Here is a 16,155-nt window from a genome sequence, read left to right on the forward strand (position 1 = left end):
GGTCGGAGATCCCCCAGCTGAAGCGTGGAGAAGTGCCGACGTGGCCGTCAATCTCGTCAATGTCGAAGCCGTCGGCAAGACCTACGGGACCCGGACGCTGCTGGACTCGTTGAGTCTGGGCGTCTCGGAGGGGGACCGGATCGGCGTCGTGGGGCGCAACGGGGACGGCAAGACGACCCTCGTCCGCATCCTCGCGAAGCTGGAGGAGCCGGACTCGGGCCGCGTCACCCACCAGGGCGGGCTGCGCTTCGGGGTGCTCACCCAGAACGACTCGCTGGACCCGAAGGCCACCGTCCGGCACGAGGTCGTCGGCGACCGGCCCGACCACGTGTGGGCCGGCGACGCCCGGGTCCGCGACGTGCTGACCGGGCTGTTCGGCTCGCTGGACCTGCCCGGCTTCCCCGACGGCATGGACACCGTCATCGGCCCGCTGTCCGGCGGCGAGCGCCGTCGCATCGCGCTGGCCCGGCTGCTCATCCAGGAGCAGGACCTGATCGTCCTGGACGAGCCGACCAACCACCTGGACGTGGAGGGCATCTCGTGGCTGGCCGGCCACCTGCGGGCCCGGCGCTCCGCGCTGGTGTGCGTCACCCACGACCGCTGGTTCCTCGACCAGGTCTGCACCCGCATGTGGGACGTGCAGCGCGGCACCGTCTACGAGTACGAGGGCGGCTACAGCGACTACGTCTTCGCGCGGGCCGAGCGCGAGCGGATCGCGGCCACCGAGGAGACCAAGCGGCAGAACCTGGTCCGCAAGGAGCTGGCGTGGCTGCGCCGCGGCGCCCCCGCCCGCACCTCCAAGCCGCGCTTCCGCATCGAGGCGGCGAACGCGCTGATCGAGGACGTGCCGCCGCCGCGCGACTCCGCGGAGCTGATGCGGTTCGCCAACTCCCGCCTCGGCAAGACGGTGTTCGACCTGGAGGACGTGACCGTCACCGCGGGTCCCAAGGAGCTGCTGGCCCATGTGACCTGGCAGTTGGGCCCCGGCGACCGGATCGGCCTGGTCGGCGTCAACGGCGCCGGCAAGACCTCGCTCCTGCGCGCGCTGGCCGACGCGGACGCAAGCGAGGGCGAGGTGCAGCCCGCGCACGGGCGGGTGGTCGTCGGAAAGACGGTGAAGCTGGCGTACCTCTCGCAGGAGGTCGCGGAGCTGGACCCGGCCCAACGGGTGCTGCAGGCCGTGGAGTCGGTGCGGCAGCGGGTCGACCTCGGCAAGGGCCGGGAGATGACCGCGGGCCAGCTGTGCGAGCGGTTCGGCTTCACCAAGGAGAAGCAGTGGACGCCCGTCGGCGACCTGTCCGGCGGTGAGCGGCGCCGGCTGCAGATCCTGCGGCTGCTGATGGACGAGCCCAACGTGCTGTTCCTGGACGAGCCGACGAACGACCTCGACATCGAGACGCTGACGCAGCTGGAGGACCTGCTCGACGGCTGGCCGGGGTCGATGGTGGTCATCAGCCACGACCGCTACTTCCTGGAGCGCACCACCGACCGGGTGTTCGCGCTGCTGGGCGACCGGACGCTGCGGATGCTGCCGCGCGGCGTCGACGAGTACCTGGAGCGCCGCCGCAAGGCCGCGGAGGAGGCCACGCCCCCGCCGCCGCCCGCCAAGGAGAAGCCGGCCGGCGACACCCGCGCGGCCAAGAAGGAACTGCAGCGCGTCGAGCGGCAGTTGGACAAGATCGGCGACCGCGAGAACAAGCTGCACGCGCAGATCGCCGAACACGCCACGGACTTCGGGAAGGTGGCCTCGCTCGACGCGGAACTGCGCGCACTGCGCGACGAGCGCGAGGAGTTGGAGATGCGCTGGCTGGAGCTCGCGGAGGACGTGTAGCAGGGCGGTAACGGAACGGCTCCGGGCTGAGGCGTCAAGAGGGCCGGGTGGTAGAAAGAATGACCGCCCGTCCGACACCTGAGCGAAGTACGAAGAGGACCTGCCGATGTCGCAGCCGCCCCCGCCCCCTGGAAACCCGCCCCAGTTCGGGGCGTCGGACGGCGCCGTTCCGCCGCCTCCGCAGGGTCCGGCGCAGGGCGGGGCGCAGACGCCTCCTCCTCCTCCTCCGGGCGGGTACGGCTACCCGGCCCCGCCGACCCCGACACAGGTCGGCCCCCAGACGCCGCCTCCGGTGCCGCCGTCCGACAACCCGTACGCCGCACCGGTGCCGCCGGCCCAGAACCCGTACGCGGCACCGACCCAACCCGCTTTCCCCCAGCAGCAGTTCCCGCAGCAGCCCCCGCCGCCGTACCCGAGCGCGCCGCAGGCGCCACAGCCGCAGGCGCAGGGCTACGGCTACCCGGGGCAGCAGCAGGGCTATCCGGGCCAGCCGCAGGGCTACCCCCAGCAGCCGTACGGGTACGGGCAGACCCCGCCGCCCGGCGGCTACCCGCAGCAGTACCCGGGTGCTCCGGCCGGCGGTGGCCGCTCCTCCGGCAAGGTCGTCGGGATCGTCGCCGCGGTGGTCGCCGCGGTGCTCGTCGTCGGGGGCGGCGTGTGGTTCGCGACGAAGGGCGGCGGCGACGACCCGAAGCCCAAGCCGCAGGCGGACTCGGGCGGTTCGCAGGGGACGAGCGGCGGCCCCACCGGGTCCTCGCACAACACCTCGCTGTCGCTGAAGTGGCAGGCCAAGGGGGACACGGTCGCCGAGAAGGACAACCTCAAGGAGGTCATCGGCGTCTGGTTCACCGACAAGTACGTGGTGAAGAACCAGGTCGACAAGGTCGTGGGGTACGACCGGTCGAGCGGCGCCGTCGCGTGGACGGTGCCGGCGGTCTCCGGCGGCGAGTGCACCGCGGCGCGCGACGCGTGGAACAACCTGGCCGCGATCCAGTACGGCCGCAACTGCGAGAAGGTCATGGTCATCGACATGGCGACGGGCAAGGTCGCCTGGACCAAGGACCTGCCGGGCGCGGCCGGCGCCAACGACAGCACCTTCCACTACAGCGAGATGGCGATCAGCGGCGACGCGGTCGGCATCGACTGGCTGGAGGGCTCGATCGCGTACCGGCTCAGCGACCAGAAGGTGCTGTGGCAGGGCGGCGACGGCGAGTGCAAGGACGACGGCTACGCCGGCGGCAAGCAGTTCGTGGCGGTCGTCAACTGCGGCTACAGCACGTACAAGGTCCAGCTGATCGACCCCGCGAACAACGGCAAGTCGAAGTGGACGTGGACCGCACCGGCCGGCACCCAGGTCAACGCGGTGGTGTCCACCGACCCCGTGGTGGTGATCATCGGCACCGAGTCCAAGCTGAAGACCGACGTGGTGTCACTGGTCGACGGCCGCCTGCAGTCCCGGGTCTCGCTCGGCACCGACAAGTACGACATCGACGACGACGGCACCGAGCAGGAAGCGGTGCACAACGTTCTGGTGTCCAAGGACACGCTGTACCTGACGCTGGACAGCCAGCGCGACGCCCAGGGCCAGGTGCTGGGCGGCATCGTGGCGTTCGACCTCGCGGACGGCAAGCAGAAGTGGATCGCCCGGCCCACCGGCAAGCACGCCATCACCGGCCTGGACTTCGTCGGCGACAAGGTGCTGGCGTACGAGCCGCCGAGCTACAACGTGCAGGGCCAACTGGTCACCGTGGACCCGGCGACGGGGGCGATCAGCCCGTACGCGTCGTTCCCCCAGGACGCCTACGACGCGCTGGACACGTCCGGCTCGGGTGAGTACCCGCAGTGGCACGACGGGCAGTTCTACCTCATCAACCGGACGATGTACGCCGGCAACGACGACCAGAAGTACGTGATCGCCTACGGCTGACCAGGCCGGGCGGGCCGCGCGGGCGAGGACGCCCGCGCGGACGCCGCGCAGGTTGCCGCCGCGCCCCCTGCCGGATGGCGTTTCCGGAATTGCCGGAACGTTTCCCCCGGTTGGGGGCGCGCGGCGTTCCCGGAACGTGTAGCTTCGCGGCGGATGGAGCGATCCGTGCGGGGGCATGGTTGGAACCGTTCGTGCCGCGGTATGCACTGGGGAACGGGGGCCGGCGGCGGTCCGGGTTCCGGTGGGATTGGGGATTCCCGACATGGGTCTACGGCTCGTCGTGGTCGACGACCACCGGCTGCTCGCCGAGGCGCTCGCCTCTGCCCTGAAGCTGCGCGGCCACCGGGTGCTGGCCGCGGCCGCTCCGGCCGGCGGCGCGGCCGAACTCGTGCTGAGCCGTTCGCCCGAGGTGTGCCTGCTGGGCACCGCGGCGCCGTCCGAGCCCGGGGTGTTCGACCCGGTGGTGCGGATCAAGCGCGAGCGGCCGGCGGTCGCCGTGGTGGTGCTGGGCCCGGTGCCCGATCCGCGCGGCATCGCGGCCGCGTTCGCCGCCGGCGCGTCCGGCTACGTGCGCCACGACGAGCGCATCGAGGGCGTGGAGCGGGCGATGGCCAAGGCGCGGGCCGGTGAGGTCGCGGTCGCCCCCGGCCTGTTGCAGGGCGCGTTCGCCGAGCTGCTCAACCCGGCCCGGCAGCCTGACGACGAGGGTGTGCGGCTGCTGGAGATGCTCACCCCGCGCGAGGTCGAGGTGCTGGTCAGGGTCGCCGAGGGCGAGGACACCCGGGTGATCGCGGCGGGGATGCGGATAGCGCCCAGCACGGCCCGCACCCATGTGCAGCGGGTACTGATGAAGCTGGGCGTGGGCTCCCGGCTGGAGGCCGCCGCGCTGGCGGCCCGCACCGGCCTGCTGGAGCGCGCCGCGGGCGAGCGGGCGTAAGGCACTCCGTCAGGCCCCGGACCCCTGCCAGGCCCGGGGCGCCTCCCCTGGGCCCGGGATCCCCCCGTCGGGCCCCCGGGCCTAGCCGCCATGTCGCGGGGCCCCGTTCGATCACTGTTCGGCTTTGTTTGGTTGTGCCCGTCCCGGGCTTCCCATGACCGCCTCTGGCCGCTATGAACTTCGTGCTGCCCCGCGCATTGACGGAACTGTTCTGTTGTGATTCATTGTGTGCGGTTCTGTTGAGTGCGCAGGGTGTGAGGTGCCGCAGGGTGAAGAAGACGACGACCCGGCTAGCTGACGGCCGTGAGCTGATCTACTACGACTCCGCAGACGCGGTGGTCCGCGACGCCGTCGACCTGCGCCCGCTCGAACCCGTCTCCACCGACTCCGACCTGCGCGTCGACCGGCTGCTGGGCGACACGGTCGCGATAGCGTCGCACCGGCAGGGCCGCACCTACCACCCGCCCGCCGACCAGTGCCCGCTGTGCCCGTCGCGCGACGGACGGCTCAGCGAGATCCCCGCGGCGGACTACGAGGTGGCCGTCTTCGAGAACCGCTTCCCGTCCCTCACCGGCGACCAGGGCCGCTGCGAGGTGGTCTGCTTCACCTCCGACCACGACGCCTCGTTCGCGTCGCTGAGCCCCGCGGGGGCCCGCCTGGTGCTGGACGTGTGGACCGACCGCACCCAGGACCTGTCCCAGATGCCGGGCGTGGTCCAGGTCTTCCCGTTCGAGAACCGCGGCGAGGAGATCGGCGTCACCCTCGGCCACCCGCACGGCCAGATCTACGCGTACCCCTTCACCACCCCGCGCACCGCCCTGATGCTGCGCAACGTCGCCGAGCACCGCGAGCGCACCGGCGGGAACCTGTTCGACGAGGTGCTGGCCGACGAGCGCGCCGACGGCCGCCGCATCGTGCTGCAGGGCGAGCACTGGACCGCCTTCGTGCCCTACGCGGCCCACTGGCCCTACGAGGTCCACCTCTACCCCAACCGCCGGGTGCCGGACCTGCTGGGGCTGGACGAGGACGCGCGGGCCGAGTTCCCGGGCATCTACCTGGAGCTGCTGCGCCGCTTCGACCGCATCTTCGGCGAGGGCCAGCCGCCCACCCCGTACATCTCCGGCTGGCACCAGGCGCCGTTCGGCACGGCCGACCGGCGTGACTTCGCCCTCCATCTGGAACTTTTCACCATCCGCCGGACGTCGGGCAAGCTGAAGTTCCTCGCGGGCTCGGAGTCGGGCATGAGCGCCTTCGTCAACGACGTTCCCCCGGAGTCCGCGGCCCAGCGACTGCGAGAGGTAGCGAGCACGTGACCACCCCCCCGAAGAAGCTCCTGGTCACCGGCGGCGCCGGTTACGTCGGCGGCGTGGTCGCCGCCCACCTGCTGGAGGCCGGCCACCAGGTCACCGTCCTCGACGACCTGTCCACCGGCTTCCGGGCCGGTGTCCCCGAGGGCGCCCGCTTCGTCGAGGGCCGCATCCAGGACGCGGCCAAGGTGCTCGACGGCTCCTACGACGCGGTGCTGCACTTCGCCGCGTCCTCGCAGGTCGGCGAGTCGGTCGCGAACCCCGAGAAGTACTGGCGCAACAACGTCGCCGGCACCCTCGAACTGCTGGCCGCCATGCGGGAGTCCGGGGTGCGCACGCTGGTCTTCTCGTCCACCGCCGCCACCTACGGCGAGCCGGACGAGGTGCCGATCACCGAGGACGCGCGCACCGCGCCGACCAACCCCTACGGCGCGACCAAGCTCGCCGTCGACCACATGATCGCCTCCGAGTGCGCCGCGCACGGCCTGTCCGCGGTCTCGCTGCGCTACTTCAACGTGGCCGGCGCGTACGGGCGTCACGGCGAGCGGCACGATCCCGAGTCGCACCTGATCCCGCTGGTGCTCCAGGTCGCCCAGGGGCGCCGCGCGTCGGTGTCGATGTTCGGCGACGACTACCCGACGCCGGACGGCACCTGCCTGCGCGACTACATCCACGTCGCCGACCTCGCCGAGGCCCACCTGCTCGCGCTGGACAAGGCGCCGGCCGGCGAGCACCTCATCTGCAACCTCGGCAACGGCAACGGCTTCTCCGTGCGGGAGGTCGTGGAGGCCGCCCGCACGGTGACCGGCCACCCGATCCCGGCGACCGTCGAGCCGCGCCGGGCCGGCGACCCCGCGGTCCTGGTCGCCTCCGCCGAACGCGCCCGGCAGCGGCTGGGCTGGCAGCCGCGCCGCACCGACCTCGTGGAGATCATCCGCGACGCATGGAACTTCGCCAACGCAGCAGGGGAGGACGGCGCACGATGACCGACGCCGCGTTCGAGATCGCGTTCAAGAACGTCTTCGGCCGGGCGCCCGAGGGCGCCTGGTCGGCACCGGGCCGGGTCAACCTGATCGGCGAGCACACCGACTACAACGACGGCCACGTCATGCCGTTCGCGCTGCCGCACGCCACCCGCGCGGCGGTCGCCCGCCGCGACGACGGGGTGCTGCGGCTGCACTCGGCGAACATGGAGGGCGAGGAAGGCGGCGTCGTCGAGCTGCGGATCGCCGACCTGGCGCCCGGCACCACCGGGGGCTGGGCCCGCTACCCGGCGGCCGTGCTGTGGACGCTGCGCGAGGCCGGGTACCCGATCGGCGGCGCGGACATCCACTACGACAGCACCGTCCCGGTCGGCGGCGGCCTGTCCTCCTCGGCGGCGCTGCAGGTCGTCACCGCACTGGCGCTGACCGAACTGCACGGCGTGCAGGGCGTGTCGCGGCAGGAACTGGCGCTGCTGTGCCAGTCGTCGGAGAACACCTACGTGGGCGCGCCGGTCGGCGTCATGGACCAGACCGCGTCCGCCTGCTGCACCGAGGGCCACGCGCTCCACCTCGACGTGCGCGGACTCGCCCAGCGGCAGGTGCCGTTCGACCTGGCGGCCGAGGGGCTGCGGCTGCTGGTGTGCGACACCCGGGTCAAGCACGCGCACGCCGACGGCGCCTACGGCGAGCTGCGCGCCGGCTGCGAGGCCGCCGCGGCCGCGCTCGGGCTGACCGCGCTGCGGGACGTCGACTTCGACGGCCTCGACGCGGCGCTGGCCGCGCTGCCGGACGACCGGCTGCGCCGGCTGACCCGGCACGTGGTCACCGAGAACCACCGCGTCGAGGAGGTGCTGGAACTGCTGGACGCGGGCCGCACCCGCGAGATCGGCCCGGTGCTGACCGCCGGACACGCCTCGCTGCGCGACGACTTCCAGGTGTCCTGCCCCGAGCTGGACCTGGTGGCGGACACCGCGCTGGCGGCCGGCGCGCTCGGCGCGCGGATGACCGGCGGCGGTTTCGGCGGCTCGGTCATCGTGCTGGTGGAGGAGGCGGACGAGACCGCGGTCGCCGCGGCGGTGGCCGAAGCACTGCCGCAGGTCCGGCAGTTCGCGACGGTTCCGGGGCCCGGCGCGCACCGCCTGTGGTGATCCTTTACGCTGGTCCGGGACCAGTCTACTGGTACAGACCACTGGCGAAGCGCGGAAGAACAGGCCGGTAACTTCCGGCAAGACGGTTCCTATTCGCCGCCGAACCCCTACTCTTTTCCCACAGCGCCGGTGGGGGCCGGTGCTCATCAGGGGGCGAGACGCAAGGGGTTCGGCACCCGGCTGGGACGGCGGTCCCGGACCGGGTGCCGGATCCCACGCGAGCAGCGCCCCACCGCCACTGGGGGATGCCCTGTACCGGGAAAGTGGTGTTCCGTGGGAAGAATCCGCGTTCTCGTCGTCGACGATCACCGCATCTTCGCCGAGTCGCTGGCCGCCGCACTCGCGGCCGAGCCTGATGTCGACGTCTCCGCCGCGGGCTCAGGGCCCGCCGCGCAGCGTTGCCTGGACCGCGCCGCGGTCGACAACCGGCGCTACGACGTGCTCCTCGTCGACGCCGACCTGGGCGCGGGACCGCGCCCGGCCGTCGCGCTGGCCGCGGTGCCGCCGCTGACCACCCGGGACGGGGCCGCCCGCCCGCTGGAGCCGCGCGATCCCGTCATGGACGGCCTGGCGCTGGTGGAACGGGTCCGCGCCGAGCATCCGGGCACGCGTACCGTCGTGCTGGCCGAGCGGGACGACCCGCTGCGCGCCGCCCGCGCGCTGCAGGCCGGCGCGTCCGGCTGGGTCGCCAAGGACTGCTCGCTGTCCCGGCTGCTGGCCGTGGTGCGCGGCGTGCTGCGCGACGAGACGCACCTGCCGCCGGCTCTGCTGACCGGTGTGCTGCGGGAGTTGACCGCCGCGCGCCGCAACCGCACCGAGAGCGAGCGGCTGGTGGAGTCGCTGACCCCGCGCGAGCAGGAGGTGCTGCGCTGCATGGTGGCCGGCCTCGGCCGCAAGGCGGTCGCCGAGCGGCTGTTCCTGTCGCCGCACACGGTCCGCACGCACATGCAGAACGTGCTGGGCAAGCTCGGCGTGCACAGCACGCTGGCCGCCGTCGCGCTGGCCCGCAGGGCCGGGGTGGGCCCGGTGGAACTCGTCCCCTCAGCTGGGGACGTTGTCGAACGGCGCGGTCAACTGTCGTAGCAGTCCCGCCAGTTCGAGGCGCTGACCCTCGCTCAGCTCGCCCAGGATGGCCCGCTCCTGGGCGAGCAGACCGGCCAGCGCCTGGTCCGCGCGGTCCCGGCCCTCGCCGGTGAGCCGGACCAGTACCCCGCGCCGGTCGCTGGGGTCGGGCAGCCTCTCGACCAGGCCCTTCTTCGCCAGCCGGTCGATGCGGTTGGTCATGGTGCCCGAGGTCACCAGCGTCTGGGTGAGCAACTGCCCCGGGGAGAGCTGGTAGGGGGCGCCCGCGCGGCGCAGCGACGTCAGGACGTCGAACTCCCAGGGCTCCAGGCTGTGCTCGGCGAACGCCAGCCGTCGTGCCCGGTCCAGGTGGCGTGCGAGCCGGCTGACCCGGCTGAGCACCTCCAGCGGCTCCACGTCGAGGTCGGGGCGCTCGCGGCGCCATGCAGCGACCAGCCGGTCGACCTCGTCCTCCATGGGATCAGTGTAATAGGTCTGTCGACATGAAGTCTCTTGACATCAAGATACCTGGCGGTGGAGTCTGGAATCAGAGGGCCGCACAAGCGGCGGGCCCGATTCCGCTGTGTGGCCGGCGGCTTCCGAACCCCCCCAGGGAGTACGAACGATGCAAGCAGCTCCGACGTGGGACCCGCAACAGTATCTCCGGCACTCCACCCACCGCACCCGCCCCTTTCTCGACCTGCTCACCCGGATCACCGACCTGCCCGGCGGCGCCTCGCCGCGGATAGCCGACATCGGCTGCGGCCCCGGCAACGTGACCACGCTGCTCGCCGACCGCTGGCCCGGCGCACGGATCACCGGATACGACAGCTCGCGGGAGATGCTGGCCGCCGCCGAGCACTACGCGGGCCCCACGGCGGGCGGCGGCACCCTGGACTTCCGTCCGGCCGACGCCGCCGAGTGGACCCCCGAGGAGACCTTCGACCTGATCGTGTCCAACGCCGCCCTGCAGTGGGTGCCCGGGCACGCCGACCGCTTCCCCGCGTGGCTGGAGCACACCGCCCCCGGCGGCACCTTCGCCTTCCAGGTCCCCGGGAACTTCACCGCCCCCAGCCACGCCCTGCTCGCCGAGCTGTGCGACAGCCCCCGCTGGCGCACCCGGCTGGACGGGCACGGCCGCCGCTACGTCCACATCCTCAGCCCCGCCGACTACCTGGAACGGCTGACCGAGCTGGGCTGCGAGGTCGTCGACGTCTGGGAGACCACCTACGTCCAGCTGCTGCAGGGCGAGGACCCGGTGCTGGACTGGACGAAGGGCACCGCGCTGCGGCCGGTGCTGACCGCGATGGCCGACGACCCGGCGGGCCGCACCGAGTTCGTCTCCCAGTACCGCGATCTGCTGCGCAAGGCGTACCCGGCGGGCCCGCACGGCACCGTCTTCCCGTTCCGCCGCATCTTCGCGGTCGCACGCACCCCCCAGGAGCCGCAGGCATGATCGCCGCCGTCGACCACGTCCAGCTCGCCGCGCCGCCCGGCAGCGAGAAGGAGCTGCGGGCCTTCTACACCGGGGTGCTGGGGATGACCGAACTCGCCAAGCCGCCGGTGCTCGCCGGACGCGGAGGGTGCTGGTTCGGCGCCGGCTCCGCGGTGCTGCACCTGGGCATCGAGGAGGACTTCCGGCCGGCCCGCAAGGCCCACCCGGGCCTGCGGGTCACCGACATCCACGGCTACGCCAAGCACCTGACGGAGAAGGGCGCGAAGGTCGTCTGGGACTACGACCTGCCGGGCCACCTGCGCTTCTACAGTCAGGACCCGGTCGGCAACCGCCTGGAGTTCCTGGAAGCCGTCGCGATGGCACCGCCGGCATCGCCGGAACCGCCACCGTCGCGGTGACCGTCTGACGCACCGCGAGGGGCCCGGCCGCCGGCCGGGCCCCTCCCGCGCCGGGCGCCCCGGCCCCTACAGCGTCAGGAACGCCCCGCCCAGCAGTGCCGCGCCGGCGGCCGCGAGAGTCCAGGCGGTGCGCGGCATCCGCATCCCGCCGCCGACCACGACCGCGGCCAGCAGCAGCGCGCCGCCCAGCGGCACCCAGGCGAACAGCACCCCGCCGAGTCCGGCCCGCACCCCGGTGTCGGTGCCGGGCTCGATGACCACCGGCACCTTCTCGCCGACGTGGTGCCGGACCGGCAGGCTGACCGTCACCTTCGGGCGGGCGGTGGCCGCGCCCTCCGGCGCGAACGGCCCCGTGCAGCTGGAGTCACCGCACGCGGCGAGCGTCACCGTGCCGCGGTCGTGGCCCTTGGTGAGCATCACGTGCTGGGCGGTCCGCCAGGAGGCCCAGGCGCCCGAGGCCAGGATCAGCGCGGCGAGCGCGCCGATCCCCAGTACGCGGGCGAGCAGCACCAGCCCCCACGCTCCCTCGGCGGCCCGGCGTGAACGGCTCCTCTTGACCATGCGGGCGATCTTTGGCCATGGCATGCCGTCCGGTCAACCTCGGGCGGGCGGCGACCGGTTCAGCTGTTGTACGCGCCCTGCGCCCGCTCCAGGCCGTCGCTGACGAGCGCCTCGACGGCGTCGGCGGCCCGGTCCACGAACCAGTCGAGGTCCTTGCGCTCCGCCGAGCCGAAGTCCTTCAGCACGAACGCGGCCACGTCCATCCGGCCCGGCGGACGGCCGATGCCGGCCCGCACCCGCAGGTAGTTCGCGCCCAGCGACTTGGTGATCGACTTCAGCCCGTTGTGGCCGTTGTCGCCGCCGCCGAGCTTGAGCCGCAGGGTGCCGAAGTCGATGTCCAGCTCGTCGTGGACGGCGATGATCCGGTCGGTCGGGACCTTGTAGAAGTCCTTCAGCGCGGTCACCGGGCCGCCGGACAGGTTCATCCACGCCATCGGCTTGGCCAGCACCACCCGCCGGCTCGCCGGCCCCGGCGGGCCGATCCGGCCCTCCAGCACCTGGGCCTGCGCCTTGCCGGAGCGCTTGAACGTGCCGCCGATCCGCTCGGCGAGCAGGTCGGCGACCATGAAGCCGATGTTGTGCCGGTTGCCCGCGTACTCGGGCCCGGGGTTGCCCAGGCCCACGACCATCCAGGGCTCGGTGCTGCTCAGGGGGGTGCTCATCCACGTCTCCGTCTCGGACATGCGGCCGCCGCCGCACCCAGGAGGGTACGACGGCGGACGGGTGCTGCGGTGCAGCGGTGGTGCGTACGAGGATCAGGCCTCGGCGGCTTCCTCGGACTCGCCCTCGACGGCCACGGCCGCCTCTTCGCCCTCGGCGCCCTCTTCCCCGGTCTCCTCGGCCTCGACCTGCGCGGCCACGACCTGGATGACGACCGCGTCCTCGTCGACCGCCAGGGTGGTGCCCTTGGGCAGCTCGATGTCCTTGGCGAGGATGGAGGCGCCGGCCTCCAGGCCCTCGACGGAGACGGTGACGCCCTCGGGGATGTGGGTGGCCTCGGCCTCGACCGGCAGGGCCGCGAGGACGTGCTCCAGCAGGTTGCCGCCGGGGGCCAGCTCGCCCTCGGTGGCGACCGGGATCTCGACGGTGACCTTCTCGCCGCGCTTGACCGACAGCAGGTCGACGTGCTCCAGGAAGCCCTTCAGCGGGTCACGGGTCACGGCCTTGGGGATGACCAGCTCGGACTTGCCGCCGATCTCCAGGGAGATCAGCACGTTCGGCGTACGCAGCGCGAGCAGCAGCTCGTGGCCGGGGATGGAGACGTGCTTCGGGTCGGCGCCGTGACCGTAGATGACGGCGGGGACCTGGTTGGCGCGGCGCACGCGGCGGGCGGCGCCCTTGCCGAACTCGGTACGGGGCTCGGCGGCGATCTTGACCTCGGCCATGGTGCTCAACTCCTCGTGAACGGGGACGTCCGCTGGACGTCGGAATCAGGGGCGGTCGCCCGACCCACGACAGGCCGTTCTCCTACGAGGAGCGCGTCGATAACGGAGGACCGGGTCCGGACACACGTCCGGGGCCTCCCTCGCCGAGCAACGCGGACAGCGTAACCGGCAGGAAGGCCCCGGACGAAATCGATCAGCCCGTCAGACCCGGCGGATCAGTGGCCGTCCTCGAAGAGGCTGGTCACCGAGCCGTCCTGGAAGACCTCGCGGACCGCGTTGGCGATGATCGGCGCCATCGACAGCACGGTGATCTTGTCGAGGTTCAGCTGCTGCGGCGTGGGCAGCGTGTCCGTCAGCACGAACTCGCTGACCTTGGAGTTCTTCAGCCGGTCCGCGGCCGGGCCGGAGAGCACGCCGTGGGTGGCCGTCACGATGACGTCCTCGGCGCCGTTGGCGAACAGCGCGTCGGCGGCGGCGCAGATCGTGCCGCCGGTGTCGATCATGTCGTCGACCAGCACGCAGACGCGGCCCTTGACGTCGCCGACGACCTCGTGGACCTTCACCTCGTTGGCGATGTTCGGGTCGCGGCGCTTGTGCACGATGGCCAGCGGCGCGCCCAGCCGGTCGCACCAGCGGTCGGCGACGCGGACCCGGCCGGCGTCCGGCGAGACGATCGTCAGCTTGGAGCGGTCGACCTTCGAGCCCACGTAGTCGGCGAGCACCGGCAGCGCGAACAGGTGGTCCACCGGGCCGTCGAAGAAGCCCTGGATCTGGTCGGTGTGCAGGTCGACCGTGAGGATCCGGTCGGCGCCCGCGGTCTTGAACAGGTCGGCCATCAGGCGGGCCGAGATCGGCTCGCGGCCGCGGTGCTTCTTGTCCTGGCGGGCGTAGCCGTAGAACGGCACGATCACGGTGATGCTCCGCGCGGAGGCCCGCTTCAGAGCGTCCAGCATGATCAGCTGTTCCATGACCCACTGGTTGATGGGGCTGGTGTGGCTCTGCATGAGGAAGCAGTCGGCGCCGCGGGCCGACTCCTCGAACCGCACGTAGATCTCGCCGTTGGCGAAGTCGAAGGCGCGGGTGGGTACGAGGTCCACGTCGAGTTCCTGTGCCACCGCCTCCGCCAGATCGGGGTGGGCGCGGCCGGAGAAGAACATCATCTTCTTCTCACCGGTCGTCTTGATCCCGGTCACTGCACCGTCTCCTTGGTGTTCGACTGGTGTTCGACACAGCGTCGCCCGGAGTTGGGCGAGCTGGCGGAATTGTGTGCACCCCACACGGTACGCCCCATCCGCTGCACCTGTGCACCTCGGAGGTGGTGCTGACCACCGAGTGAGACGACCCTCACTCGGTTCGCGTGTCAGTCCTGGTCAGTCGTCGGTCAGTCGTCGGTCAGTCCTCGGGGTGTGCCTGCGCTGCGCGGTCGGCCGCCTGCGCAGCGGCACTGCCGGGGCGCTTGCGGGCGACCCAGCCCTCGATGTTCCGCTGCTGGCCGCGGGCCACCGCGAGCGAGCCGGCCGGCACGTCCTTGGTGATCACCGAGCCGGCCGCGGTGTACGCGCCGTCCCCGACGACGACCGGCGCCACGAACATGTTGTCCGAGCCGGTCTTGCAGTAACTGCCGATGGTCGTGTGGTGCTTGGCCTCGCCGTCGTAGTTCACGAAGACGCTGGCCGCGCCGATGTTGGTGTACTCGCCGATGGTGGCGTCGCCCACATAGCTCAGGTGCGGGACCTTGGTGCCCTCGCCGATCGTGGCGTTCTTCATCTCGACGTACGTACCGGCCTTGGCCTTCAGGCCCAACCGGGTGCCGGGGCGCAGGTAGGCGAACGGGCCGACGCTGGCCTCGTCACCGATCTCGGCCTGGTCCGCGACGGTGTTGGAGACCTTGGCGCCGGCGCCGACCGAGGTGTCGGTGAGCGTGCAGTTCGGGCCGACCTCGGCGGCGGCGCCGATCGCGGTGGCGCCGCGCAGCTGGGTGTTGGGGTGGATCACGCAGTCGGGCGTGAAGACCACGTCGGCGTCGACCCAGGTGCTGGCCGGGTCGACGATGGTCGCGCCGTCCAGCATGGCCTGGTGCAGCAGCCGGTCGTTGAGCACCCGGCGGGCCTCGGCGAGCTGCACCCGGTTGTTCACGCCCGCGATCTCCCGGTGGTCGGCGGCGGTGAACGCGCCCACCCGGTGGCCGGCCTCGCGCAGGATCGCGAGGGTGTCGGTGAGGTACTCCTCACCCTGCGAGTTGTCGGTGGTCACCTTGCCCAGCGCCTCGGCCAGCAGCGTCGCGTCGTACGCGTACACCCCGGAGTTGATCTCCGTGATGGCCTGCTGGGCGACGCTGGCGTCCTTCTGCTCCACGATCTCGGTGACCTGGCCGTCGGCGGCGCGGATGATCCGCCCGTAGCCCGTCGGGTCCGGGACCTGCGCGGTGAGCACGGTGACCGCGTTGCCGTCCTGCTCGTGCAGCCGGACCAGGGTGGCCAGCGTCTCGGCGGTCAGCAGCGGGGTGTCGCCGTAGGTGACGACCAGCGTGCCGTCGAGCACGAGGCCCTGCCGGGCCGCCTCGTCCAGGGCGACGCGGACCGCGTGCCCGGTGCCGTTCTGCTCGTGCTGCACCGCGGTCAGCGCCTGCGGGTCCAGTCCGGCCAGGTGCTCGCCGACCTGCTCACGGGCGTGGCCCACGACGACCACCAGGTGCTCGGGGTCGAGCGCGCGGGAGGCGGCCACGACGTGGCCGACCAGCGAGCGGCCGCTGATCGCGTGCAGGACCTTCGGGGTGGCCGACTTCATGCGAGTGCCCTCACCCGCGGCGAGGATGACGACGGCAGCCGGACGATTCGGGCTCACGGGGGAGACTCCTCGGCTTCGGGTGCTTGACACCCGGAGGATTTCGGGTGCTTGACACCCGCAGGATACCGAGGTGCTGTACCGGGGGTTCACCGGCGCCGACGCCACCGGATCGACTGCTCCGCCGCCAGGACTCGAACCCGGACTTAAGGCACCAAAAGCCCCAGTGCTGCCAATTACACCACGGCGGATCAACTCGACGTCCCGGGCCCGTCGTCGGGCCCTGCCGGGCTGGTCGACCCCATCATGCCGTACGGGCGGGGGTGGGCGCGACGGTGATCCGGGGTAGACATCGGGCAGCACCGGTCACGCACCG

At 72.2% G+C, this 16,155-nt stretch carries 15 protein-coding genes and 1 tRNA gene; 9 read left to right on the forward strand and 7 right to left on the reverse strand.

The window, feature by feature from the left end; all coding sequences use genetic code 11:
- The first annotated feature begins 40 nt into the window (after positions 1-40).
- The 7 genes from BMW99_RS01410 to BMW99_RS01440 all read left to right on the forward strand — a co-directional run bounded on the left by BMW99_RS01410 (position 41) and on the right by BMW99_RS01440 (position 9,216).
- The gene (locus tag BMW99_RS01410) at positions 41-1,831 is read left to right on the forward strand and encodes an ABC-F family ATP-binding cassette domain-containing protein (protein WP_075016073.1); all 1,791 of its coding nucleotides are present in this window, start codon (positions 41-43) and stop codon (positions 1,829-1,831) included.
- Between the two features lie 292 nt (positions 1,832-2,123).
- Positions 2,124-3,758, forward strand: coding sequence for an outer membrane protein assembly factor BamB family protein (locus tag BMW99_RS01415; RefSeq protein WP_075016074.1), 1,635 nt, complete (start codon positions 2,124-2,126; stop codon positions 3,756-3,758).
- Positions 3,759-4,020: 262 nt separating this feature from the next.
- Positions 4,021-4,695, forward strand: coding sequence for a response regulator transcription factor (locus tag BMW99_RS01420; RefSeq protein WP_069462778.1), 675 nt, complete (start codon positions 4,021-4,023; stop codon positions 4,693-4,695).
- Between the two features lie 269 nt (positions 4,696-4,964).
- A complete protein-coding gene (gene galT, locus BMW99_RS01425) occupies positions 4,965-6,008 on the forward strand; it encodes a galactose-1-phosphate uridylyltransferase (protein ID WP_069462777.1) in 1,044 nt (347 codons plus the stop codon).
- On the forward strand, positions 6,005-6,988 hold the full coding sequence (gene galE / locus BMW99_RS01430) for a UDP-glucose 4-epimerase GalE (RefSeq protein ID WP_069462776.1): 984 nt from the start codon (positions 6,005-6,007) through the stop codon (positions 6,986-6,988). The genes galT and galE overlap by 4 nt, the downstream gene beginning before the upstream one ends.
- Positions 6,985-8,133, forward strand: a complete 1,149-nt coding sequence (galK, locus tag BMW99_RS01435) for a galactokinase (protein WP_069462775.1) — start codon at positions 6,985-6,987, stop codon at positions 8,131-8,133. Before galE ends, galK begins: the two co-directional genes overlap by 4 nt.
- A 273-nt stretch (positions 8,134-8,406) precedes the next feature.
- Positions 8,407-9,216: a response regulator transcription factor gene (locus tag BMW99_RS01440; RefSeq protein WP_075016075.1), complete on the forward strand. Its 810-nt coding sequence runs from the start codon at positions 8,407-8,409 to the stop codon at positions 9,214-9,216.
- On the opposite strand, the gene BMW99_RS01445 is transcribed toward BMW99_RS01440, so the two are convergent.
- Complete coding sequence (locus BMW99_RS01445; protein WP_069464958.1) at positions 9,175-9,672, reverse strand: MarR family winged helix-turn-helix transcriptional regulator; 498 nt, start codon at positions 9,670-9,672, stop codon at positions 9,175-9,177. The two genes, BMW99_RS01440 and BMW99_RS01445, sit on opposite strands and share 42 nt — an antisense overlap.
- A gap of 148 nt (positions 9,673-9,820) precedes the next feature.
- On the opposite strand from BMW99_RS01445, the gene BMW99_RS01450 reads away from it, so the two are divergent.
- Together BMW99_RS01450 and BMW99_RS01455 are read left to right on the forward strand one after the other, a co-directional pair.
- Complete coding sequence (locus tag BMW99_RS01450) at positions 9,821-10,651, forward strand: trans-aconitate 2-methyltransferase (protein ID WP_069464959.1); 831 nt, start codon at positions 9,821-9,823, stop codon at positions 10,649-10,651.
- A complete protein-coding gene (locus tag BMW99_RS01455; protein ID WP_069464960.1) occupies positions 10,648-11,049 on the forward strand; it encodes a VOC family protein in 402 nt (133 codons plus the stop codon). Before BMW99_RS01450 ends, BMW99_RS01455 begins: the two co-directional genes overlap by 4 nt.
- 66 nt (positions 11,050-11,115) lie before the next feature.
- On the opposite strand, the gene BMW99_RS01460 is transcribed toward BMW99_RS01455, so the two are convergent.
- The 6 genes from BMW99_RS01460 to BMW99_RS01485 form a co-directional block, all read right to left on the reverse strand.
- Positions 11,116-11,610, reverse strand: coding sequence for a hypothetical protein (locus BMW99_RS01460; protein ID WP_176735567.1), 495 nt, complete (start codon positions 11,608-11,610; stop codon positions 11,116-11,118).
- Between the two features lie 59 nt (positions 11,611-11,669).
- A complete protein-coding gene (gene pth / locus BMW99_RS01465; protein ID WP_069464961.1) occupies positions 11,670-12,272 on the reverse strand; it encodes an aminoacyl-tRNA hydrolase in 603 nt (200 codons plus the stop codon).
- A 93-nt stretch (positions 12,273-12,365) separates the two neighbouring features.
- Positions 12,366-12,995, reverse strand: a complete 630-nt coding sequence (locus tag BMW99_RS01470) for a 50S ribosomal protein L25/general stress protein Ctc (RefSeq protein ID WP_069464962.1) — start codon at positions 12,993-12,995, stop codon at positions 12,366-12,368.
- Positions 12,996-13,210: 215 nt separating this feature from the next.
- The gene (locus BMW99_RS01475; RefSeq protein WP_069464963.1) at positions 13,211-14,188 is read right to left on the reverse strand and encodes a ribose-phosphate diphosphokinase; all 978 of its coding nucleotides are present in this window, start codon (positions 14,186-14,188) and stop codon (positions 13,211-13,213) included.
- 199 nt (positions 14,189-14,387) lie between these two features.
- Positions 14,388-15,839: a bifunctional UDP-N-acetylglucosamine diphosphorylase/glucosamine-1-phosphate N-acetyltransferase GlmU gene (gene glmU / locus BMW99_RS01480; RefSeq protein ID WP_075016077.1), complete on the reverse strand. Its 1,452-nt coding sequence runs from the start codon at positions 15,837-15,839 to the stop codon at positions 14,388-14,390.
- 119 nt (positions 15,840-15,958) lie between these two features.
- Positions 15,959-16,030 (reverse strand) — tRNA-Gln (locus BMW99_RS01485).
- Positions 16,031-16,155: the final 125 nt, after the last annotated feature.

Origin of the sequence: Actinacidiphila rubida (assembly GCF_900110255.1) — a bacterium.
In the GTDB taxonomy this organism is placed as follows: domain Bacteria; phylum Actinomycetota; class Actinomycetes; order Streptomycetales; family Streptomycetaceae; genus Actinacidiphila; species Actinacidiphila rubida.